The 22,471-nt window shown below is 41.7% G+C and carries 26 protein-coding genes and 1 pseudogene; 19 read left to right on the top strand and 8 right to left on the bottom strand.

The window, feature by feature from the left end; all coding sequences use genetic code 11:
* Window positions 1–29: 29 nt before the first annotated feature.
* A complete protein-coding gene (locus AC3WTB_RS05820) occupies window positions 30–1,208 on the bottom strand; it encodes an MFS transporter (protein WP_221885112.1) in 1,179 nt (392 codons plus the stop codon).
* A gap of 217 nt (window positions 1,209–1,425) precedes the next feature.
* Between AC3WTB_RS05820 and kapD the strand changes: the two genes are divergently transcribed.
* A complete protein-coding gene (gene kapD, locus AC3WTB_RS05815) occupies window positions 1,426–2,043 on the top strand; it encodes a 3'-5' exonuclease KapD (protein ID WP_059375878.1) in 618 nt (205 codons plus the stop codon).
* Here the strand turns inward: kapD and kapB are convergent.
* Window positions 2,040–2,432, bottom strand: a complete 393-nt coding sequence (kapB, locus tag AC3WTB_RS05810) for a kinase-associated lipoprotein KapB (protein ID WP_039181082.1) — start codon at window positions 2,430–2,432, stop codon at window positions 2,040–2,042. The two genes, kapD and kapB, sit on opposite strands and share 4 nt — an antisense overlap.
* A gap of 91 nt (window positions 2,433–2,523) precedes the next feature.
* Here kapB and AC3WTB_RS05805 point away from each other — a divergent pair, with 91 nt between their 5' ends.
* A complete protein-coding gene (locus tag AC3WTB_RS05805) occupies window positions 2,524–2,700 on the top strand; it encodes a hypothetical protein (RefSeq protein WP_162860193.1) in 177 nt (58 codons plus the stop codon).
* Here the strand turns inward: AC3WTB_RS05805 and AC3WTB_RS05800 are convergent, their stop codons facing one another.
* Window positions 2,701–3,993 (bottom strand): ATP-binding protein, encoded by a 1,293-nt coding sequence (locus AC3WTB_RS05800; RefSeq protein WP_492333456.1) that lies wholly within the window; start codon window positions 3,991–3,993, stop codon window positions 2,701–2,703.
* A gap of 133 nt (window positions 3,994–4,126) precedes the next feature.
* On the bottom strand, window positions 4,127–5,302 hold the full coding sequence (locus tag AC3WTB_RS05795; protein ID WP_492333455.1) for a MalY/PatB family protein: 1,176 nt from the start codon (window positions 5,300–5,302) through the stop codon (window positions 4,127–4,129).
* Between the two features lie 83 nt (window positions 5,303–5,385).
* Between AC3WTB_RS05795 and AC3WTB_RS05790 the strand changes: the two genes are divergently transcribed.
* Complete coding sequence (locus tag AC3WTB_RS05790; RefSeq protein WP_144490179.1) at window positions 5,386–5,646, top strand: DUF1871 family protein; 261 nt, start codon at window positions 5,386–5,388, stop codon at window positions 5,644–5,646.
* Here the strand turns inward: AC3WTB_RS05790 and AC3WTB_RS05785 are convergent.
* Entirely contained in the window at window positions 5,643–6,467 is an 825-nt protein-coding gene (locus AC3WTB_RS05785) for an alpha/beta fold hydrolase (RefSeq protein ID WP_224426588.1), read from the bottom strand. The two genes, AC3WTB_RS05790 and AC3WTB_RS05785, sit on opposite strands and share 4 nt — an antisense overlap.
* A gap of 175 nt (window positions 6,468–6,642) precedes the next feature.
* On the opposite strand from AC3WTB_RS05785, the gene AC3WTB_RS05780 reads away from it, so the two are divergent.
* The 3 genes from AC3WTB_RS05780 to yugI all read left to right on the top strand — a co-directional run bounded on the left by AC3WTB_RS05780 (window position 6,643) and on the right by yugI (window position 8,928).
* Entirely contained in the window at window positions 6,643–7,143 is a 501-nt protein-coding gene (locus AC3WTB_RS05780; RefSeq protein ID WP_003213765.1) for an Lrp/AsnC family transcriptional regulator, read from the top strand.
* The gene (locus AC3WTB_RS05775) at window positions 7,144–8,337 is read left to right on the top strand and encodes an aminotransferase (RefSeq protein WP_039181074.1); all 1,194 of its coding nucleotides are present in this window, start codon (window positions 7,144–7,146) and stop codon (window positions 8,335–8,337) included.
* Between the two features lie 198 nt (window positions 8,338–8,535).
* Window positions 8,536–8,928 (top strand): S1 domain-containing post-transcriptional regulator GSP13, encoded by a 393-nt coding sequence (gene yugI / locus AC3WTB_RS05770; protein WP_008345795.1) that lies wholly within the window; start codon window positions 8,536–8,538, stop codon window positions 8,926–8,928.
* A gap of 243 nt (window positions 8,929–9,171) precedes the next feature.
* On the opposite strand, the gene AC3WTB_RS05765 is transcribed toward yugI, so the two are convergent.
* Window positions 9,172–9,408: a DUF378 domain-containing protein gene (locus tag AC3WTB_RS05765; protein ID WP_003212952.1), complete on the bottom strand. Its 237-nt coding sequence runs from the start codon at window positions 9,406–9,408 to the stop codon at window positions 9,172–9,174.
* A 144-nt stretch (window positions 9,409–9,552) separates the two neighbouring features.
* Between AC3WTB_RS05765 and AC3WTB_RS05760 the strand changes: the two genes are divergently transcribed.
* The 5 genes from AC3WTB_RS05760 to AC3WTB_RS05740 all read left to right on the top strand — a co-directional run bounded on the left by AC3WTB_RS05760 (window position 9,553) and on the right by AC3WTB_RS05740 (window position 14,250).
* Window positions 9,553–10,716, top strand: a complete 1,164-nt coding sequence (locus AC3WTB_RS05760; protein ID WP_034282535.1) for an iron-containing alcohol dehydrogenase — start codon at window positions 9,553–9,555, stop codon at window positions 10,714–10,716.
* A gap of 119 nt (window positions 10,717–10,835) precedes the next feature.
* Entirely contained in the window at window positions 10,836–12,008 is a 1,173-nt protein-coding gene (locus AC3WTB_RS05755) for an iron-containing alcohol dehydrogenase (RefSeq protein ID WP_047203925.1), read from the top strand.
* A 126-nt stretch (window positions 12,009–12,134) separates the two neighbouring features.
* Entirely contained in the window at window positions 12,135–13,490 is a 1,356-nt protein-coding gene (locus AC3WTB_RS05750; RefSeq protein ID WP_024423293.1) for a glucose-6-phosphate isomerase, read from the top strand.
* Window positions 13,491–13,601: 111 nt separating this feature from the next.
* Window positions 13,602–13,805, top strand: coding sequence for a spore germination protein (locus AC3WTB_RS05745; protein WP_228280185.1), 204 nt, complete (start codon window positions 13,602–13,604; stop codon window positions 13,803–13,805).
* Window positions 13,806–13,848: 43 nt separating this feature from the next.
* Entirely contained in the window at window positions 13,849–14,250 is a 402-nt protein-coding gene (locus AC3WTB_RS05740; RefSeq protein ID WP_024423291.1) for a YugN-like family protein, read from the top strand.
* Here the strand turns inward: AC3WTB_RS05740 and AC3WTB_RS05735 are convergent.
* The gene (locus AC3WTB_RS05735) at window positions 14,247–15,233 is read right to left on the bottom strand and encodes a potassium channel family protein (protein WP_268474657.1); all 987 of its coding nucleotides are present in this window, start codon (window positions 15,231–15,233) and stop codon (window positions 14,247–14,249) included. The two genes, AC3WTB_RS05740 and AC3WTB_RS05735, sit on opposite strands and share 4 nt — an antisense overlap.
* A 126-nt stretch (window positions 15,234–15,359) precedes the next feature.
* On the opposite strand from AC3WTB_RS05735, the gene AC3WTB_RS05730 reads away from it, so the two are divergent.
* From AC3WTB_RS05730 to AC3WTB_RS05705, 6 genes are all read left to right on the top strand, one after another.
* Window positions 15,360–15,584, top strand: a complete 225-nt coding sequence (locus tag AC3WTB_RS05730; RefSeq protein WP_268474656.1) for a YuzI family membrane protein — start codon at window positions 15,360–15,362, stop codon at window positions 15,582–15,584.
* An 81-nt stretch (window positions 15,585–15,665) separates the two neighbouring features.
* Window positions 15,666–16,340 carry a zinc metallopeptidase gene (locus tag AC3WTB_RS05725; RefSeq protein WP_024423288.1) on the top strand — a complete coding sequence of 225 codons (675 nt, stop codon included), beginning with the start codon at window positions 15,666–15,668 and terminating at the stop codon, window positions 16,338–16,340.
* A gap of 48 nt (window positions 16,341–16,388) precedes the next feature.
* Window positions 16,389–17,681, top strand: a complete 1,293-nt coding sequence (locus AC3WTB_RS05720; protein WP_024423287.1) for a hemolysin family protein — start codon at window positions 16,389–16,391, stop codon at window positions 17,679–17,681.
* 112 nt (window positions 17,682–17,793) lie between these two features.
* The gene (locus AC3WTB_RS05715) at window positions 17,794–18,195 is read left to right on the top strand and encodes a secondary thiamine-phosphate synthase enzyme YjbQ (protein WP_039181060.1); all 402 of its coding nucleotides are present in this window, start codon (window positions 17,794–17,796) and stop codon (window positions 18,193–18,195) included.
* A gap of 16 nt (window positions 18,196–18,211) precedes the next feature.
* Window positions 18,212–19,243, top strand: coding sequence for an NAD(P)H-dependent flavin oxidoreductase (locus AC3WTB_RS05710; protein ID WP_126682262.1), 1,032 nt, complete (start codon window positions 18,212–18,214; stop codon window positions 19,241–19,243).
* Window positions 19,244–19,267: 24 nt separating this feature from the next.
* A complete protein-coding gene (locus tag AC3WTB_RS05705) occupies window positions 19,268–19,516 on the top strand; it encodes a protein YuzH (RefSeq protein WP_126682261.1) in 249 nt (82 codons plus the stop codon).
* 21 nt (window positions 19,517–19,537) lie between these two features.
* Here the strand turns inward: AC3WTB_RS05705 and AC3WTB_RS05700 are convergent, their stop codons facing one another.
* Window positions 19,538–20,278, bottom strand: coding sequence for a protein-glutamine gamma-glutamyltransferase (locus AC3WTB_RS05700; protein ID WP_039181052.1), 741 nt, complete (start codon window positions 20,276–20,278; stop codon window positions 19,538–19,540).
* A 99-nt stretch (window positions 20,279–20,377) separates the two neighbouring features.
* Here AC3WTB_RS05700 and AC3WTB_RS05695 point away from each other — a divergent pair.
* Window positions 20,378–21,484 (top strand): annotated as a pseudogene (locus AC3WTB_RS05695) (cache domain-containing protein); the annotation flags it as partial.
* Window positions 21,476–22,426, top strand: a complete 951-nt coding sequence (locus tag AC3WTB_RS05690) for a methyl-accepting chemotaxis protein (RefSeq protein ID WP_369880190.1) — start codon at window positions 21,476–21,478, stop codon at window positions 22,424–22,426. The pseudogene AC3WTB_RS05695 and the gene AC3WTB_RS05690, both read left to right, overlap by 9 nt.
* The last annotated feature ends 45 nt before the right edge of the window (window positions 22,427–22,471 follow it).

Raw genomic sequence — 22,471 nt, 5'->3', positions numbered from 1 at the left:
TGCAAGAAAAAAAGAGTGTCTGAAGATGATCAGACACTCCTTTCCTTTGTCTTCGCATGCGAGCGGACCGCCCATAAAAATAACGCGCCAAACAGAAAAATGCCGGCAGTGACATAAAAGACAGCTGGAATCCCGTAATGACTCGCCACAATGCCGCCGATTACCGGACCGACGACATTCCCAAGAAAGCGGAAGCTGACATTGTATCCGAGCACTTCACCTTGCATAGAAGCAGGTGCTTTGATCCGAATATACGCTGTCGTACATGGAATAATGCCGCCAAGTGCCATGCCGTATAGGAAACGGAAAATGACTAACATCACGTACGAATCCGCCATCGCTTGCGGGATGAATAAAATAGAAGAGAGGATGAGAAGGGCTAGCAGCACCTTGTCATGACCAATTCGATCTCCGAGATCTCCCCATTTTCGCGTAAACAGCAAATTGCCAAGTCCAGTTGCAGAAAATGCAAGCCCCGCATAAAAAGCGAGATTGACAGGACCATGTAAATCATGAATGTATAAAGCCAAAAGCGGCTGAATGCTAAAGTTCCCTACTTGTGTAATAAACGTTAAAAGCATCGTGACTATAAGTAAAGGCTGTTTGAAAATGTGAAAGAGTACATCCTTCCGTGAGTAAGAAACACGCTTTGCTTCTTTTGACCGGATTGGCTGTTCCTTCACTCCGAAGATAATCACAATAGCCGACACATAAATGACAGCCGCTGTGAGGAAAAACGTATAAATAAATCCGACGCTGTCTGCCATGAATCCACCCATTAATGGGCCAAACAATCCTCCGGCGACATTACTCATCTGCATCGTTCCAAGGGTTTTACCGGCTGTTGCCTTTTCGGTCTGTGCAGAAATCAGTGCCATGGAAGTCGAGATAAAGCCTGTGACAAGCCCCATGAAGAGCCTTAATGCGAATAGCTGATACACGGTGTGCACAAGCCCCATTAATAGAATGCTTGTGGCGATGCCAATACCGTTAATTAATAATATCTTTTTATAGCCATGCCTGTCGCCAATCCGCCCCCAAATCGGAGAGATCAGGAAGGCCGTTAAAAACGTGACCCCAAAGACATAGCCGCTCCATCTTTGAACAAATTCATTTGAATAGCTGCTATCAAGAGATTCTATGTAAAGTGATAAAAAAGGGACGATCATTGTAATGCTCGCAGATACAAAAAAGTTCACAAACCACATGATGTACAAGTTTTTCTTCCTGTTTGTGATAGAGACCACCTTCTTTATTTATTTCGTGTTCCTTAATAATTATAAAGGAAAATAAACGATCTTTCATCAGATGAATAGGTTGGGCGTAGTGAATCTGCATTATTTTCACGAAAATGAAGTGATTTCAAGGTCCACCTTAATATAATGGTATGAGAATGAAAACTGACGAAAAAGTGAGGTGAAACTGGTGGAACAGAAGACGGTGCTTGTGGTCGATTTTGAATTTACGATGCCTGATGGAAAATATCATCCACAAAACTTTTTTCCTGAAATTATTGAAGCTGGGGTAGTGAAAGCAGCAGATGAAACGATCATAGACACATTCTCCAGCTACGTCAAACCGAAAAAGTTCCCCAAGCTGACGAAGCGCTGTAAATCATTCCTCGGAATTACGCAGGAGGATGTAGAGAGCGGGATTTCATTTGAGGTGTTTATCGAGAAGCTCGTGACTCTTGATGGGGGAGAGAATTGTGAGATTATTACGTGGGGCAACATGGACATGAAGGTATTGAAGCAAAATTGTATGCTGAATCATATTAGCTTTCCTTTTAAGGGGAAGCTGAGGGATCTTGCCTTTGAATATAAAACCTTTTTTGGTGACCGCACACTGACAGGGCTTCGAAAAGCGGCAAAGGAATACGGCAGTGAAGGAGCTGGTAAGCATCATAAAGCACTCGATGATGCCATGACGACTTATCAGCTGTTAACCCTTTTTGAAAAAGACAGAGCCTATGTGGAAAATCCGCAAACAACCAAAATTGGTGAGCTGATCGATTTCTCGCATTTTTTTGATTCGGCTGATTAGCGGACGTCTTCTGGAAAATAATCTTTCTCAAGAGAAGATAGGCACGCTCTTGATTTTTCAGCCCATTTGGAATCATCCGCATGGAGTGCTTGTTTCAATTTATCTACAGCTTCTTTCAGTGACTCTTCATAATCAGGTATATCGCCATCATAAGGCTTCACCATATGATGAGGGATATTGGTCTGTTCTCTATAGGCCAAAGCCCGCCTCTCCTGGAAAAAAGGCACGTCTGCTTCTTTCGGATGATGCAGGTCGCCTTGAGTGGGATGTGTCAGAACGGCTTTTACTTGAACGAGATAGGTCGATGGTTTTACTGCTGTCACTTCCCCAACGTATACACCTGTTTTATAAAAACCTTTCACAACTTGTCCAATTTGAATGTCTGTCATGTGAAATTCCTCCATTTCCTTCTCATAGGAAGGTATTTCATTTCTTTTAGCCAATATAGTGAAGTAAACGAGCAAAAGGGGGAATGGCGAGATGTCATTCATCGTACTTTTTCTACTATATTTTCCTGAAGATAAAAGGGAGTACATCCCGGCGGCGATCACCACGGTGATTTTCTTTATTGCTGCGTTTATTTGTTTTCGTCTCATCGTGCGTGCGTCTAAAAAGCAGGAGCGGATAGATGAAAAAAGAACAAAAAAAATGGATTAATCATTTTCTTCTTGTATCTTCAGGAAATTTTACGGTAACGGTTGTTCCAGACTGCAGCGAGCTTTTGAAACGAATGGTTCCATGGTGATTTTCAATAATTGAAAAAGTCACTGTCAGCCCAAGCCCAGTTCCTTTGTTTTTCAAGGTGTAATACGGTTCGCCAAGCTTTTTCATTTGGCTTTCTGTCATACCTACACCATTATCAACGAAATAAAGGCAGATTTTATGATTTTCTTTCGAAGCAAAAAGTTCAACCTTTCCTTCATGTTCGGGAGCTGCTTCTATCGCATTTTTGATTAAATTAATCATGACTTGCTTGATCTTCGTTACGTCACCTTGAATGTATAAGTCAGGTTCAATGGATTGATGAATCGTGACCGATTTAAAATTCGCATAGGATGTCATCAGTGATGCACATTCCTCAAGTAATTTAGATAGATTGAGTGATTCAATTTGATAATAGTTTTGTTTTGCGATGTCAAGATAACTCGTGATAATGTCCTGCGCCCGGTCTAATTCGGATAGAACAAGATTTTTATAATCTTTATTGGCAGGCGGCTCTTTTGTATGATCACTCGAAAAGAGCAATTGAATAAACCCTCTCACAACTGTCAGCGGATTGCGTACTTCATGGGCGACACTTGCAGCAAGTTCACTTACAATGGTCAGTTTTTCTGACTGGACAAGCTGTGTTCTCATTTCCGCATTTTCTTTAACGAATTCAATGGAATAGATACTGAGCAAAAGAAAGAATATGTAGTAAAGAGTTGAGAAAAATAACTCAAGGAGCTTTTGCTGCATAATAAAAGCTGGGCTGTATTCCAGTAAGCTGACCGCAAGCAGTCCAATGTAGATAAAGAATCCTTTGGATAAACCGATAAGCACTCCGTAAAAAAGCTTATTTGGCTTCGAATATTGATGCCATTTTCGGTAGAACAGGAATGGGATGAAAAAGTAAATTGGGACAACAATGAGTCCAATCCATAAGAAAGAGCCATACATCACGAATTTGACAATGATGCTTATCAAGATGGCAACGCTCCCCGCCATGTATCCTCCGTATAAAATAGCAAGTACAAGGGGAATGGATTGAAGCCCAGTCTGCAAATCTAAAATCGAACCAACTGGATACATAATACATAGTGCTGAAGAGATGGATGCGAATACTGTGATGAGCAGTTTATTCGTTTTTGGGAAATGAGCAGGGGTCCGGCTTAACCATAGCGCATGATATAAAAAGATTGGAAATAGAATAAAAGATACATGGAGCAGAAAATCCTTGAACATTTCCATTTAAATGCTCTCCTCGTAAATAATAGTAATTCCTCTCATTATATCATTTCATGTACAAAGTAGATATGATAAAAGGAGGGTTTTTTTCTTTAAAAAGAACACCCGTTAGGATGTTCTTTCTACCGTATAGATCTTATTCAGCTGATGGCGTGAACGCTTGATGAAGACGTTTCAGTCCTTCTTTGACTGTTGAAGCAGGACAGCCGAGATTCATCCGAATAAAGCCGTCTCCTTCGTGTCCGTACACGTGGCCAAGCTCTAGGATCACTTTCCCTTTTTTTAGCAGATTCCGCTTTAATTCCGCTCGACTGAATTGATAATCCTGAATGTCCAGCCACAATAAATAAGAAGCATCTGGTTTCATATAACGCATATTTGGAAGATATTCGTCAATATAGTCCATCGCCATCTTCATATTGCCTTCGAGATAAAGAACAAGGGCATCAAGCCACTTATCCCCGTGACGGTATGCTGCTTCCATCGCTGGAATTGCAAATGCATTCAGTTTGGACAGTCCATTTCTTTGCAATTCATTGGTGAAAAGGGTTCTTTTTTCTTCATCTGAAATGATAATAGCAGATGCCTGCAGACCCGCTAGATTAAAGGTTTTACTCGGCGCAATACACGTTACCGTGATATGTGCAATGTCGTCAGAAAGGCTGGCGAAGGGAACATGCTGCTTCCCATAAAGCATCAAATCAGAATGAATCTCATCTGAAACGACTGTGACTCCATGCTTCACACAGAGGTCTCCAACTCGCTTTAATTCCTCTTTTGTCCACGCTCTTCCAGACGGATTATGCGGATGGCATAGGAACATGAGCTTTGCTTGTGGTCTGCTCAGTTTTTTCTCTAAATCATCAAAATCCATCATATAACGGTTGTTTTCTATTTTTAAAGGATTGGTTGAGACTGTACGTCCATTTCGCTCAATCATTTGATAAAAAGGTGTATACACTGGTGACTGTATAACTACTTCGTCATGCGGTGCTGTAAAGGCTTGAACAGCAAAACTAAGGGCCGTTACGATTCCTGGTGTAAAAGTGACCGCTTCTGTCTGAATGGTCCATCCGTGTCTTCTTTTGAGCCATCCAGCTACTGCCTGCTGCGTATCCTGATCTTGAAATGCATAGCCAAATACACCATGGTCTAATCGCTCTTTCAATGCATCAAGGACGACCTGCGGCGCTTTAAAATCCATATCGGCCACCCACATCGGGAGGGCATCCGTTGTCAGGAACAAAGACTCTGCTTGATCCCATTTCACTGATTTTGAACCTTTACGTATGATCTGTTCGTCGAAATTCATGAAACCCACCTCTAGCTGTTTTTCAACCATTCTTGGTTGTGCTAAAATAAACATCACAAAATTTATTATAAGCGGTGATACCGATGAAAGATAGTCAAGCTGTAGAAGAGATGATTCAATTCATTAAGGCATGGGACCCTTTTCTTTATGGAGAGGATTTTTATGAAACGGAGCCTGCTGACGTCATCAGTGCATTATACGACGCAGAAGACCCGTTATCTTTAGCAAAAGAGATTCAAGCCATCTACCATCACTCATTTGAACAGCTTCTTCCGATAGAGAGCTGTCAGCAAACAGCGAATCAGCTTTTTGTCTTGCGAGACAGCAGCTCCTGTTCACGCTAAGACAGGCTGAAATGTCCGATTTGATCAGACACAAAGACCGGATTTTCCTCAGGAATGAGGTGCCCGGTTTTTTTTAATGCATGTAAGGTCGAATTCGGCAGATCTTTGTGCAGTCTTTCGCCTATTTGAATGGGAACGATTCGATCTTCCTCGCCCCAAATGAGCAGCACAGGTGTTTCCATTTTCTTCAAAATGTCCGAGGTTAAATCTCCTTCCCGGTGCCGAATCAAACGAAATATTCCCCGAAAGATTTGATCATCTGAAAACGGTTTTAAATATCCGTCGACCATCTCTTGATCAATGATGGAGTGATCATGCACAACGGCAGTTAAATTTTTCATAATGCCCTGCTTTAAAAGCTTTCTTTTTAGATACAGATAAAAATAAGGAATATATGTGCTGTAAACAAGTGATCTTTTTGATTTATTCAAATATCCAGAGCTGCACAAAAGAACCGCCTTTTCAAATAGGTCCGGCCGCTCAGTAGCAGCGTATAAGGCAATCTGTCCTCCCATTGAATGGCCTACTAGAATCGCATGCTGAATCTGTAAATAACCAGCTAGCTCAATAATAATTTTTCCCATGTTGCGATAGCTGTAAATAAACGTATTCGACTTCTCAGACTGTCCAAATGGCGGCAGATCTATTGCAATTAAATTGAAGTCCTGTTTCAAAAGCGGGATGAGTTTTCGATAGCTGAAGGTGGAAGAGAAGAGACCGTGAATTAAGATCAATGTCTTCTTGCCCTCATTTGGATAGTGCTCGTAATAGATATCTAAACCGAATGTACTTTTCATATAAGCTGGCTGAACAATGTCCACATTCTTCACTCCGATACTTGATACTCTCTCTGTTAGGTGACTGTATTGTACCCTAAAAAGTGGATTTTAAGCTATCATTAGAATCTTTTCCCTGCTTAGCATAATGGGAAAAACGTGCTATAATGTTCAGAAGATTTTTTAAAACTAGCTTTTATAATCTGAGGTGTGAAATCAAATGAAACTAACAGAAAAAGAAACTGAAATATTAGAGATTTTAGATGAAAACAGCCGCGCCGATTTAAATACAATTGCAAAAATGGCAGGCGTGACAACAGAAGAAGCCGAAGCCATCATTCAAAAACTTGAAGATCAAAAAGTCATTATTGATTATTCAACTATGATTGACTGGCGAAAAGTGGATGGCCATGAAGGCGTTACAGCAATGATTGATGTAAAAGTGACACCAAAAAGAGGCGTCGGATTTGACGAAATTGCTGAACGGATTTATCGGTTTCAGGAAGTGGAATCTGTCTATCTCATGTCAGGTGTTTATGATCTTTCCGTTGTGATCCGCGGAAGATCAATGTCTGATATTGCACGCTTCGTATCTGAAAAATTATCGACACTTGATTCCGTTGTTTCAACAACTACCCACTTTATTTTGAAAAGATATAAACATGATGGGAAAGTGTTTGAAACAGGAGACGATGACAAAAGAATCGTGGTGTCTCCTTAAATGAAAAAGTCTTATTTATCTGAAACGGTACAAAGCATTCAGCCGTCAGGTATTCGGAAATTCTTTGATTTGGCTGCCACAATGGAGGGAGTTATCTCCCTTGGTGTCGGTGAGCCGGATTTCGTGACAGCTTGGAATGTCAGAGAAGCAAGTATTATGTCATTAGAACAAGGACTGACCTCCTATACGGCGAATGCAGGTTTAATCTCTTTGCGAAAAGAACTGAGCCACTATTTATATAAGCGGTTTCACATTGACTACAGTCCAGAAGAAGAGCTCATTATCACAGTTGGTGGAAGCCAGGCACTTGATTTGGCCTTTCGTGCGATTTTAAACAGCGGGGATGAAGTGATCATTCCAGAGCCTTGTTTCGTAGCATACGGGGCGCTTACGACACTTGCAGGCGGAGTGCCTGTCTATTTAAGTACATCCGCTGAAAAAGATTTCAAAGCGGATTCTGCTGATCTTCGCACAAAGCTGACGCCGAAGACAAAAGCCATTTTGCTTTGCTCGCCATCAAATCCAACGGGGTCTGTTTATTCAAAGGAAGAGCTTGAAGATATTGCTCAATTTGCGAAAGAGCATGACCTGCTCATTATTACGGATGAGATTTATGCAGAGCTGACATACGATGAAGCTTTTACAAGCGTGGCGGCTATTCAGGATATGAAAGAAAGAACGATCTTGATTTCAGGCTTTTCTAAAGGGTTTGCCATGACGGGCTGGCGCTTAGGATATGTGGCAGCACCACCTGTACTGCGCGATGCCATGCTGAAAATACATCAATATTCTATGATGTGCGCGCCGGCGATGGCACAATATGCGGCAGAAGAAGCATTAAAAAATGGGCTTGAAGATGTAGAGAAAATGAAGAAAAGCTATAGAAGACGCCGTAATTTGTTTGTCGGCTCCCTGAATGAACTAGGCCTCACATGCCACCAGCCAAACGGAGCATTTTACGCGTTCCCATCGATTAAAAGCACAGGCATGACATCAGAACAATTTGCTGAGGAGCTGCTCCTAAGTGAAAAAGTCGCTGTTGTTCCTGGGAATGTATTCGGACCGAGCGGTGAGGGTCATATTCGCTGTTCATACGCTTCATCACTTGATCATCTTCAGGAATCACTTTCAAGAATTCAGCGCTTTTTGCAGGCTCGACAAGTGAAGGAAGAAGCATCAGCCATTTTAAAATAAAAAAAGGCATCAATCCAAATGGACTCATGCCTCACAAATTAGGGGGGAATACTAGAAAGCATTCTTGTTTTCAGGTATTCCCCCTTTTAATCTAATCTAAACCCATTTAAAAAATATTTTGCGTAACTGCCCGTTCTGTGATATAGTTTTTAATTGCGTATAAACGAATATTAAAACATTTATTTAGGAGTTGTTATCATGGCGACAAAGTTTGAAGTAGGCAGTGTTTACACTGGTAAAGTAACAGGATTACAAGCGTATGGTGCGTTTGTTGCATTAGATGAAGAAACTCAAGGACTTGTGCATATTTCTGAAGTAACACATGGCTTTGTAAAAGACATCAACGAGCACCTTTCAATTGGTGACGAAGTACAAGTAAAAGTTCTTTCTGTTGATGAAAATGCAGGTAAAATCAGCCTTTCTATCCGTGCGACACAAGAAGCACCTGAAAGAAAAGAAAGCAAACCAAAGAAACAAAGACCACAGCAAGTGAAAGAAGAAGCTGCTGCACCACAAGGTTTCAATACGCTTAAAGATAAACTTGAAGAGTGGATTGAGCAATCAAACCGTAAAGACCTTATCAAGAAATAATAAAAAAGCACCGCTTCAAACGGTGCCTTAGATTGTTGACAAAGGGCTAAAATGATCTTTATTTTAGCCCTTTGTCTTTTTTTCAGCGTGATAGAAAACCTTTGAAGTCTAGGAAGGGCGAGCACTGGAGCGGAGCGAATTTAGAAATCGTGAGCACCAGCGCGCAGACCTGACAAAGAATGCGAGGGTTTGTCTACACGCTGAGGCTGCCTCATGTAGGCAGCCTTTTTTATGTCCTTTTATTTAACGAACCTCTGGATTCGGCTCGTCACGGCGAACAGCTTCTTCGCTTGGCTTGAACAACAGACCAAGGTTGACAAGACCTGCAATTCCAACAAGACCATAAATAATACGTGATAATGCAGAACCTTGTCCGCCAAAGATCGCTGCTACTAAGTCAAATTGAAAAAAGCCGATTAGTCCCCAGTTAATAGCACCGATAATCGTGAGCACGAGGGCAATACGCTGAATAGCACTCATCGTGATTCCTCCTTTCGCTACAGCATCAATACATTTATATTTTGCAGATTTTTAGCCAAACTATGCGTAAGAAAATGGATGAAAGCAAATTACTTTACTTTTGGAATGAATGAGGCGCATAATGTAGCGCGAGGAGGAGATCACATGGATCGATTTACTTATTGGAACCCAACGAAATTAATTTTTGGAAAGGGAGAAGTATCAGCCCTTTCAGATGAACTCAAACACTACGGAAAAAACGTATTACTTGTATATGGTGGAGGCAGTATTAAACGAAACGGCCTTTATGACCAAGTTGTCAGCATCCTAAAAGAATCAGGAGCTGCCATCACTGAACTTGCTGGCGTAGAGCCAAACCCGCGCTTAACAACAGTAAGAAAAGGGGTCGAGCTTTGCAAAGAGAACGATATTGATTTTATTTTGGCAGTTGGCGGCGGCAGTGTCATTGATGCGACAAAAGCAATCGCTGCTGGTGCGAAGTACGATGGAGATGCTTGGGATATCGTGACACGTAAGCACGTCCCAATGGAAGCTATTCCGTTCGGTACTGTGTTGACACTTGCCGCAACAGGCTCTGAAATGAACTCTGGATCAGTTATCACAAACTGGGAAACAAATGAGAAGTATGGCTGGGGAAGTCCAGCAGTTTTCCCGAAATTCTCTATTCTGGATCCAGTCAACACATTCACTGTGCCTAAAAACCATACGATTTATGGCATGGTTGACATGATGTCACATGTGTTCGAACAATATTTCCATCACACAGAAAATACACCTTACCAAGATCGTATGTGTGAAGGACTTCTTCGCACTGTCATTGAAACGGCACCGAAGTTGATCAACGATCTAGAGAACTACGAGCTGCGTGAAACGATTTTATTCACTGGCACAATTGCGCTTAATGGAATGCTTTCAATGGGGGCACGTGGTGACTGGGCATCTCATAACATTGAGCACGCAGTATCTGCTGTCTATGATATTCCTCATGCAGGCGGACTTGCGATCTTGTTCCCGAACTGGATGAAACATGTGATTCAAGAAAACCCAGGCCGTTTTAAACAATTAGCGGTGCGTGTATTTGATGTAGATCCTGCGGGCAAAACAGATGAAGAAGTCGGCTTAGAAGGAATCGACAAGCTGTCAGCTTTCTGGACAAGTCTTGGTGCGCCAAGCCGTTTAGCGGATTATGATATCAACGATGAGAAAATTGATTTAATTGCAGACCGTGCAATGGCACGCGGTGAATTTGGTCAATTTAAAAAGCTAAACAAAGAAGATGTTTTAGCCATTCTGAACGCTTCTTTATAATTGAACAACAAAAGATAGCTGCTTACGGGCAGTTATCTTTTTTTGAGTTCATCGTGTACATATGTTACAGTAGTCTTTCATGTTTTTGGATATATTCGTTTTAAGGAGATGTAGAACAGATGGAGAATTTTATTTACTATAATCCAACAAAATTGATGTTTGGAAAAGGACAGCTAGAAGGACTCAAAAGCGAACTCGCTCGTTATGGAAAACGAGTGTTACTTGTATATGGCGGAGGCAGCATTAAGAAAAATGGTCTTTATGACAATGTCATCCGTGCGTTAAATGAAGCAGATGCAGAAGTGTTTGAGCTGTCTGGCGTTGAACCAAACCCGCGCCTCACAACAGTAAAAAAGGGAATCGATATCTGCCAAAAGGAGAACATTGATTTCTTATTAGCCGTTGGCGGCGGGAGTGTGATCGACTGTACAAAAGCGATTGCAGCCGGAGCAGAGTATGACGGTGATGTGTGGGATATTATTTCAAAGAAAACAACAGCTCAAAAAGCACTGCCGTTTGGCACAGTGCTGACACTTGCAGCAACTGGTTCAGAAATGAACCCGGACTCTGTCATCACAAACTGGGAAACGAATGAAAAATATGTGTGGGGCAGCTCTGTCACTCACCCTGCTTTTTCGATTCTAGATCCTGAGCATACGTATTCTGTGCCAGAAAACCAGACAGTGTATGGTATGGTCGATATGATGAGCCACGTTTTTGAGCAATACTTCCATAATGTAAAAAACACGCCTTTACAGGACCGGATGTGTTTTGCTGTTCTTCAAACGGTCATCGAGACAGCACCAAAACTTCTGGAGGACTTACAAAACTATGAGCATCGTGAAACCATTCTTTATGCAGGAACGATTGCTTTAAATGGCACGCTGCAAATGGGTTACTTTGGCGACTGGGCGTCCCATACGATTGAGCATGCTGTATCGGCTGTCTATGACATTCCGCATGCAGGCGGGCTTGCTATCCTCTTCCCAAACTGGATGCGCCACACACTCGATCATAATGTCGAACGCTTTAAAAACCTTATGTTGAACATGTTTGACATCGAAACAGAAGGAAAGTCAGATCGTGACATCGCATTAGAAGGAATCGACAAATTGTCAGCGTTCTGGACAAGCCTTGGTGCACCAAGCCGTTTAGCTGATTATGACATTGGTGAGGATCAGCTGGACAAAATTGCTGACATTGCAGCAAAAGAAATGGAATATGGTGGTTTTGGAAACTTTATGAAACTTAACCGTGATGACATTCTATCGATTTTGAAAGCTTCTTTATAATTCAGATTGCCGCTTCTCCGAATGAGAAGCGGCTTTTTGCTATGCCAGTGACGATCACTTGATTTCAAAAGCTAGTTCCGCTAAAGTGAAAGGGACAGAACTAACGTAATGGAGGGCTTACAAGCGATGACACATATTCAATTTGACTACTCGAAAGCGTTACCTTTCTTTCAAGAACATGAGCTTACATATTTAAAAGATTTTGTGAAGGTGGCCCATCATAATATTCATGAACAAACGGGTGCAGGCAGTGACTATTTAGGCTGGGTGGACTTGCCGAAGCAATATGACCGCGAAGAATTTGCCCGCATTAAAAAAAGTGCAGATAAAATTAAGTCTGACTCTGATGTCCTGCTTGTTGTTGGAATCGGCGGGTCATATCTAGGTGCACGTGCGGCGATTGAGTTTTTGAACCATTCTTTCTATAACACTTTGCCAAAAGGCAAGCGCAAGACACCACAAATTATTTTTATTGGAAACAACATCAGTTCTTCTTATTTAACAGATGTGATGGATCTATTGGAAGATGCAGATTTCTCCATTAATGTGATTTCAAAATCTGGTACAACAACAGAGCCAGCCATTGCGTTCCGCATCTTTAAAAAGCTCCTTATTGAAAAATACGGTGCTGAAGAAGCGAAAAAACGTATTTATGCGACAACTGACAAGGCACGCGGTGCACTGAAAACATTAGCAACTGAAGAAGGCTATGAATCATTTATCATCCCTGATGATGTAGGTGGACGCTATTCTGTATTAACAGCAGTCGGTCTTTTGCCAATCGCTGTGAGCGGTGCAGACATTGATCAGATGATGGAAGGTGCGGCAAAAGCAAGCGAAGACTTCGCTTCATCTGAGCTTTCTGAAAATGCGGCTTACCAATATGCAGTCGTCCGCAATGTCCTTTACAATAAAGGCAGAACGATTGAAATGCTGATCAACTATGAGCCAGGCCTGCAATATTTCGCAGAATGGTGGAAGCAATTATTTGGTGAAAGTGAAGGGAAAGATGAAAAAGGAATCTATCCTTCATCAGCTAACTTCTCAACAGATCTTCATTCACTTGGCCAATATGTTCAAGAAGGAAGAAGAGATTTGTTCGAAACAATCGTCAATGTAGACAAGCCTCGACATGAGCTTGTGATTGAAGCAGAAGAGCAAGACCTTGATGGCTTGAACTATCTGGCAGGAAAAACGGTTGATTTCGTCAATAAAAAAGCATTTGAAGGAACAATGCTTGCCCATACTGATGGAAAAGTACCGAATCTTATCGTGACAATTCCTGAGATGGATGCTTATACATTCGGATACCTTGTGTACTTCTTTGAGAAAGCATGTGCGATGTCTGGATATTTACTAGGCGTCAATCCATTCGATCAGCCTGGAGTAGAAGCGTATAAAGTGAATATGTTTGCTTTACTAGGCAAACCGGGCTTCGAAGAGAAAAAAGCAGAGCTTGAAAGCCGTTTAAAACAATCATAAGACGAAAAAGCACACCTTTACATAAAGGTGTGCCTTTTTTGTTTTCTTCAGGTTCCTGTGCAAGCTTTCCTATGTTCTGTACATAGAATAATAAATGGAGGAGGGTGAAAAATGAGGACGAATCATGTCTATATTCATGATATTTCGGGCCAGGCAATCGTGAACTTTGGCAATGTCGGACGCATTTGTTCTAAGAGTGTTACGAAGGAAACAGCAGGTTCCGGCAGCGATAACGAGACGAATCAATCAACCAATCAAAGCTTATTTGATGCCGCGTTTACAAACAATGTACAAATCGCGAGAGGAAATGTATGAATTCCTCTCTTTAACGAACCCTAATAAAAAAGGAGGGTTTCGTATGATTCATGTACCATCCAGGCTGCCTGGTGAAAGCTTTTCACTTTACCATTTAGAAGAAACGATGAAGCCGCTCGGTTATGTCATTAATGGGAACTGGGATTATGATCACGGGTATTTTGATTATAAAATTGATAACCGTGATGGCTATACCTTTCTCAGAGTTCCTTTTACAGCCGAGAAAGGCCAGCTGGATCAGCCAGGTGTTGTGGTGAAAATGGGACATCCATTTCTCTTAAAGCATGTATACCAAGACAAGTTAGATGATCATGCGATGGTTGGAAATGTGGGCGCATCCTTTAACCAATTCCAAGAACCAAAAGAGAAAGATGGAGATGTATCAAAGGCTTATGCTGAGATTGGCTTTTCGCTCGTCAAGGAATTAGAAGACGCACTGCTTTAAAGGCTGATCAGTTCATCCTCTGGATGAAGCTCATAGCCAAAGGGAGGATTCATCATGGGTCCTTCTTTTTTTTGTACGCCAACGATGATCACATGATGCTCTAAAAAGTGATGGAGCGCTGTTAAGAAGGTTTCTCCGGCTAATGAAGCTGGTACAGGTATGATCGTGACGTGTTTATGCAACGTCATATGTCGTTTTTTCTTAATCGCCGTAAGCTGTTCCTTTATTAGAAAATGTTCAACCATTAAATGATTGACAGCATCAGAGGTATGAATGACTTGGTTGGCGCCAGCACGCTCGGCATTTTTCACGTAACGATCTGTTAAAATTTCAATTAAACAATATAGCGAAGGGTTTAAGCCTTTTGCAGCAAGTAAGGTTAAGACACTCTGCATATCGGCTGTCACTTCATTTTCATGCTGATCTGCGGTAATCATCAGTGCATCTGCACCGGTAATATTGGCTTTACGGAGTGTGCCGTCTTCGGTCCCATGTCCTTTAATAAAATGAACATTTTCCAAAAGAGGCCCCTCTTTCAAGGAGTCATCAATCAGCACAATCGGCATGGCTGGATCAATCGTTTGAAACGACTGAAGCAGTTTGTTCGTCTTCTCATTCCAGCCGACGATAATCAGGTGTCCTTCCCCCTTAAAGGCTACCTTGCCCTCAACATAATGGTGCTGCTTGCTGAACACAGCGGCGGCAAGTGTGGCGAAATAAGCGGTGACAAAGCTGGCTCCGATAAAAATGAGTGCCATACCCGCCACCTGCCCTGGCATGGTTTGCGGCACAAAATCACCGTAGCCAACCGTAGAGACTGTAATGAGCGCCCACCAGATCCCATCAAAGATCGTATGATACTGCTTCGGTTCTAGTAAAACGATTAATTGTCCAAAAAAAAGAAGCAAGAAACAAATGATAATAGCAATTCGAAGATAAAGCGGCCACCTTAGCCAAGCGATAAAGATACGGTTTGATTTCATCGGACTCTTCCTTTCAGGAGAATGCTAATGTCAGTATGCCCGATTGAGGAAAGATTTTTTCATCTTCGTCATGTATTGAAATAGAACCCATATCTTAAAATAAGGGAGAAGAAGGAGGGAATTCGAATGTCGTTCGTTCAAAAGACCGTACTTCTTTTTATTGGTGTGCACTTTTTATCATCAGCTGTCATCTTACTCGTGTTTGATTTAAATGCTGTGAATCATTTTATAAATGATTTTTCATGGCTGCACTTTTTTCAAGACCTTTATGGTACAGTGACCTTTTATACAGCTTGCTTAGGTGTGTTCTTCTTTTTCATTGGTGCGGTCATTCCCCTGAAAAAGACCTAGTGCTTTTTGCTGTACATGGTACATAAAAGTCATTAAAATTGTAAATAAATATATAAAATAAAAAGGAAGCTGATGAGCATGCTGTTTTTTTATTTTTTAACATTTGCCGCATTGGGATTATCATTTTGGGCACAATTTAAAGTGAAGAATAATTTTGAAAAGTATTCAAAGGTGGAAGCATCCAGTATGAAAACAGGTGCTGAAACCGCTCGATATATTTTAGATCGCAACGGGTTATACGATGTGCCCGTTGAACCGGTAAGAGGAACTTTGACTGATCATTACGACCCGACGCAGCGTGTGGTTCGTTTATCTGAACCTGTGTACTACGGCCACTCCATTTCGGCCATTTCAGTCGCATCACACGAGGTTGGACATGCCTTGCAGCATCAGGAATCCTATGGTGCGCTTGTTTTGAGACATAAGATCTTTCCTGTCGTGAACTTTGCATCTGGTGTTGCTCCGCTTCTTTTCCTTGGTGGAATTTTGCTCAGCAGCCTTAACTTAATCGGGCTTGGGATCATTTTGTTCTCAGCAGCTGTATTCTTTCAGCTTGTGACATTGCCTGTCGAGTTTAATGCAAGTTCTCGTGCAAAGGATATCATTGTTTCAGAAGGAATCATTAGAAGCAGTGAAGAAAGAGGCGTGAACAAGGTGTTAAATGCTGCAGCTCTTACGTATGTAGCAGCAGCCCTTGTCTCCCTGTTTGAATTGCTCCGTTTTGTAATGATCTTCCTAAATGGCCGTAATGATTAATTGATGCCAGAGGAGGTGAGCCCTTACCAGTGTTAGGTAAGGGTTTTTTTGTACATTTTAAACGTATTTTTAGTCATATTACTCATTGCTGCGACAGCATTTTTTGTTGTCACTGAATTTGCGATTGTGAAAATTAGAGGCTCTAAAATCAACCAGCTGATTGAAAGCGGTGATAAAAGGGCCATCCATGTTCAAAAGCTGATATCAAATCTGGACGAATATTTGTCCGCCTGCCAACTTGGAATTACCATCACAGCTTTAGGATTAGGGTGGCTGGGTGAGCCGACGGTGGAGCATTTTCTGCATCCGCTTTTTGAAAAAATCGGGCTTCATTCCGCATTAACTGACATCCTTTCGTTTATCATCGCATTTGTGATCATTACGTTTTTACATGTTGTTGTTGGAGAACTCGCGCCTAAAACAATTGCCATTCAAAAGGCAGAGGCCGTCAGCCTTGTGACAGCAAAACCACTCATCTTTTTCTATAAAGTCATGTACCCGTTTATTAAAGCATTAAATGGGGCTGCTCGAAGCATCGTGAAATTATTTGGTTATCATTCTGTCAAAGAACATGAAGTGGCGATCAGTGAGGAAGAATTGCGACTCATTTTATCTGAAAGCTATGAGAAGGGTGAGATTAACCAATCTGAGTACAAATATGTGAATAAAATCTTTGAATTTGATAACCGAGTGGCGAGAGAGATCATGATCCCGCGTACAGAAATTTCAGCTATAGAGATTGAACAGACCTTAGAAGATGTGACTCATTATATGCTGAACGAAAGGTACACACGCTACCCTGTTATTAAAGAGGACAAAGATCATGTGATTGGAGTTATTAATAGCAAAGATGTATTTAAGGCGAGCTTCCTAAATCAAGATGTATCTATTGAAGACTTAATGCGTCCGGTGATCCGGGTCATTGAAAGCACCCCTGTTCAAGAATTGCTCATTTTGATGCAAAAGGAACGAATTCATATGTCAGTGCTCGTAGACGAATACGGAGGTACAGCGGGACTAGTCACAGTAGAGGACATATTAGAGGAAATTGTCGGAGAGATTCGAGATGAATATGATCAGGATGAAACACCTCACATCGTGAAAAAAGGGGATTTCCATTATGTGATGGATGGGAAAGCGTTAATTGACGAAGTAAATGATTTATTGGATTTAGCCATTGAGAATGATGATGTTGATACAATTGCAGGCTGGATGATGACGCATAAATTTGATTTTGACATTGGAGATACGATTGAAGCAGAAGGCTGTGAATTTACGATCATTGATGCTGAAGACCACCATATTCGAACCATTGAAGTCAAAAAGGTTCACTTTTCTTAAAAACCTCGTACTGCTTGACGAGGTTTTTTTGCTTGGTAAACTTTAGGTAAGAAGATTTGTTTCACATAAAAAGGGTATGAATTTATAGAAACGTCAAAAAGGGGCAGTTCATATGAAAAAAATCAACGTACAAACAGACAGACGCGATGACATGATCGACGTCACACACGAGGTTCTCCAATATGTCAGGGAAACAGGCATACAAAACGGAACTGTCATCGTCTATTGTCCACATACGACAGCAGGGATCACCATTAATGAAAATGCGGATCCAGATGTGAAACGGGATATGCTTCGCCGGCTTGATGAAGTCTTCCCGTGGGAACATCCAAAGGACCGCCATATGGAAGGAAATACGGCAGCACATATGAAAGCGAGTTATATGGGGGCGTCTCAGCATGTTCTCATTCATGATGGAGATCTTGTACTTGGCACGTGGCAGGGAATCTATTTCTGTGAGTTTGACGGGCCGAGACATCGTCATTTTTATGTACAAGTGTCGTCAAACGAATAAGAAATGGGGGAAATAAATGGGGGATATCAAAAAATTACTGCAGATTGAACATGGAATCATCCAAGCGCCAATGGCAGGAGGAGCTGTGACACCGCAGCTGGCATCCGCTGTTTCGGAATACGGAGGGCTTGGCAGCCTGGCAAGTGGATATGTGCAGCCTGACCATTTAAGACAGCAGATTAGGGAAGTCAAACAACTGACATCTCGCCTGTTCCAGGTCAATGTGTTTGTACCAGAGCCAATTCCAGAAGTGAAAAAAGAGGATGTGGCATTTTGGGAAAAGAGACTGCCTGCACGTCCGTCAGCAGATAGGATGCCAAGCGAAGAAGAATTGTGGGATGATTTTGAACAAAAAATCAACATTCTTCTGGAAGAAGACGTTCCGATTGTTTCCTTTACATTCGCCTGTCCAAAAGAACAAACGATTCACCGCTTAAAACAAAAGGGAACCTTTTTAATCGGAACGGCCACAACAAAAGAGGAAGCACTTCTTTTAGAGGAAAAAGGAATGGATGCCATTGTTCTGCAAGGAAGTGAAGCAGGGGGGCATCGCGGCACATTTTTACGGGCAAAAGGAGACGCACTGATGGGACTGATCAGTCTGATCTCTGATGTCAAACCGCTCTGCCGCGTGCCATTGATTGCCGCCGGAGGCATCACGGACCGAGCAGGTGTGAAAGCAGTGCTGGCGCTTGGAGCAGATGCGGTTCAAATCGGCACAAGGTTTTTAGCCAGCCAGGAAAGTGCTGCGGCAGAGGTATACAAGAAGGCCATTTTACAGGCAGAAGGCAGTGAAACAAGGGTGACAAGGCTTTTTTCTGGGAAAAGAGCGAGAGGTATTGTGAATCAGTGGATGGAGGATGAAAGGCTGCATGAAGATAGGGTTCTTCCTTATCCAGTTCAGCATGTATGGACAACACCGATGCGAAAAGCAGCCGCTGCCGGCGGTAAACCTGAACAAATGGCTCTGTGGGCAGGACAGGGCGTTGGACGTATTCACTCGATTTTAACCGTTGAAGACATCATGCACGAACTGACGCAGATATAAAATCATGACGGGTGGTGTGACAGGATGGACATCTTAAAACATTCCTACCGAAAAAAAGGTCAGATTGAATTCTGGTTTGATGATTTTCCTCATTCTCCTGCCGTCCTTACGCCCATTCGTCACTACTATTTTGTTCGATACGTGAAGTGGAGCAGGCACGATCCACCGGTCACAAGAAAAGATTTAGAAGAAATGGAGATCCTTGCGAACACGATGCTTGGCACACTCCCAAATTATCGTAAACGCATGGCATACAAAAGCCCCTTGTCATAACCAATAGACAAGAGGCTTTTTTTAGCTGCCAAACATTTGCCTGAGATAAATCACATCCATCCGGGTAGTCTGCGGTAATAAATAAGCGGATTGAACTGCACCTGGCCGTCTTCGCTTATTCAGTTTGTCGATAATTTCTGCCGCTGTTAAAATTCCAAGCCCATGACCGTAATATTGATCTTCTCCTAAGTAAATCACATTTTCCCCGCGCCATTGCGACTGCTGATAGCTAAACTCTGGATTTTCGAAATATAAGCAATCCCCATAGATAAAATCATTTCCGCGCTCTGTATAAATTGACAAAGTATCATAGTGCCAGTCATACAGTGTTAAACTGCGAAGTCTTCGGTTAAACTTCTCCTCTCCTACTGTTTGCAAGACCCCCATATAAAACACAATGACAATCGCGGTTGCGCATTCAAATGCATATTTTGAACCATTTTCAAAAATGTCTTTAATGCCTCTAGATGGCTCCACTTGATAGCGCAGCTCTAGTGCTCCTGCTTCCGATACACGCCAAAACGCATCATTTGCACGCGATCTTTGAAAGATGGCAAATGAGGCACCGCTTTTATTCAAATCTCTTGCAGCATTCATAATGTTCGATCTTAAAGTGACCTCAAATAACAAATCAGATGCTTGCCTATAGCGGAACGTACCATTCGAGGCCTGTAACTGCATCAAAATGATCCGCTTTTGTCCTTCTAGCTGAAACGATGCCAGCTGCTCATTAGTCACTGGCTGTCCTGAAAGGATAATCATATGAAAAGCGCCCCCTTTAGTATTAGCGTATGCAGGGTGCTTGGGCAAGGAATCAATTTGTGAAAATAAACAAAAAGTCATCCTTTTTATTTGAAAAACATGAAAATAATATCAAGCCGTCCGATATATAAAATAACGTTTAAAAGGAGGAAAAACATGAAAAGTGTCATAAAATGGTTGAAAAAACCATCGATTTCTAAAAGATTGATTATTTCATTCACACTTGTTCTCGTCTTGCCCATTATTACACTCAGTACGATTTCATATCAGATTGCCAAAGAAGAACTAGATCATGAAATCATGTACGGAGCAAATGCAAGAGTCAATGAACTGAATGACATGATCGAGCAAAAGCTTTCGAATAAGGAAAATGCGGTGAAACTTTTTACTGAAACATCTACTGCTGCAGACTTTAAAAAGAAAAACCAGGACGAACTGTATGAGCATCTTGAGATATACAGCAAAATCAATGAAGAAGATGTGGTTGGTTTTTATGCAGCAAGTAAAAATCGTGATTTCATTCAGTTTCCTAAAGTAGACATGCCAAAAGGCTATGATCCAACAACACGCGATTGGTATCAGCAAGCAATGCAGAATGAAAAAGGAGAGCCAGTTGTCACCAATCCATACATTTCTGCTACAACAAACGGCATGGTAGTCACGATTGCCCAGCGCCTGAAGGACGGGTCGGGAGCGATCGGAATTGACATTGATGTGCAAGACATTGTAGATAAAATAAAAGATATTAAAATTGGACGAGAAGGATATCCAATTATTGCAAATAAAAATAAACAAATTGTAGCCCATCCAGAAGAAAAATCAGGATCTAAGGTCACAGAAAATATTTCATCTATCCTTTACAGCGGCAAAGAAGGAACATCAACTTATGAGAATAAAGGAGAACAAAAACGTATCGTTTTTGTAACAAATGATTTAACAGGTTGGAAAATTGCTGGAACGATGTTTGTATCAGAAACAGAAGAAGCAGCACAGCCAGTTTGGAATTCTGCCATTATTCTTTTAATTTCTTCATTTATCCTTGGTGGTGTCGCTATCTTCTTCATCGTTCGCTCGATCACAATTGGACTGAGAAGGCTTGTTGATTTCTCAGAAAAAGTGAGTGAAGGGGATTTAACAGAAACCCTCGAAACGAAATCGAAGGATGAAATAGGAGATCTCACAAGAAGTTTCAGCAAGATGAGTGAATCTCTTCGTGACGTCATTCGCGCTGTACAGCAATCTGTCGACAATGTGGCTTCGGCTTCAGAGGAGCTGACGGCAAGTGCCAGTCAAACGAGTCAAGCAACAGAGCATATCACGATGTCGATTGAACAATTTTCAAATGGAAATGAAGCACAAAACGAGAAAGTCGAATCTAGTACGAATCAGCTTGTGGCAATGAACGAAGGATTACAAGATATGTCACAAACCTCATCTGAAGTAGCTGCTGTCTCACTTCAATCAACAGAGGCGGCTGGTCAAGGCGGGCGAATTGTTGAAAGCACAGCGAGCCAAATGAAACATATTGATACATCCGTACAAGAAGCAGAACAGGTCATGAAAGAATTAGAATACAAGTCTAAAGATATTACGAGTATTTTAAATGTCATTAACGGCATTGCGGATCAAACAAACTTACTTGCGCTTAATGCAGCAATCGAAGCAGCAAGAGCAGGTGAATCAGGACGCGGCTTCTCCGTCGTTGCCGAAGAAGTGCGAAAACTAGCTGTCCAATCCGCAGATTCAGCGAAAGAAATTGAGAAGCTTATCCAAGAAATTGTGTTAGAAATTGCTAAATCTCAAGATATGTTCAAAGCAGTCAATCGAGAAGTAAACGCAGGGCTTGGTATGACAGAAGAAGCTAAAGAAAGCTTCCAGCATATTTATGAGGCAGCAGAAGGAATGTCGAAAAAACTGTCACAATTAAACGATACAGCAATTGACCTATCAAGCGGTTCAAAGCTTGTTTCACAAGCGATGCAGGAGATGCGCCAAGTCTCAAGAGAAAGCGCAGCAAACATTCAGGACATTGCGGCTTCAGCAGAAGAGCAGCTAGCATCTATGGAAGAAATCACGTCTTCTTCTGTAACACTTGCCAACATGGCAGAGGAGCTAAAAGAGCTCACAAGTCAATTTAAAATTAATTAAATAATGATGAAAAAATATCCAGAATTGTCTGGGTATTTTTTTTAT

It is taken from the genome of Bacillus sp. EB106-04-04-XG123 (genome assembly GCF_058791855.1).
This window is presented reverse-complemented; position numbering and strand designations above follow the sequence as displayed.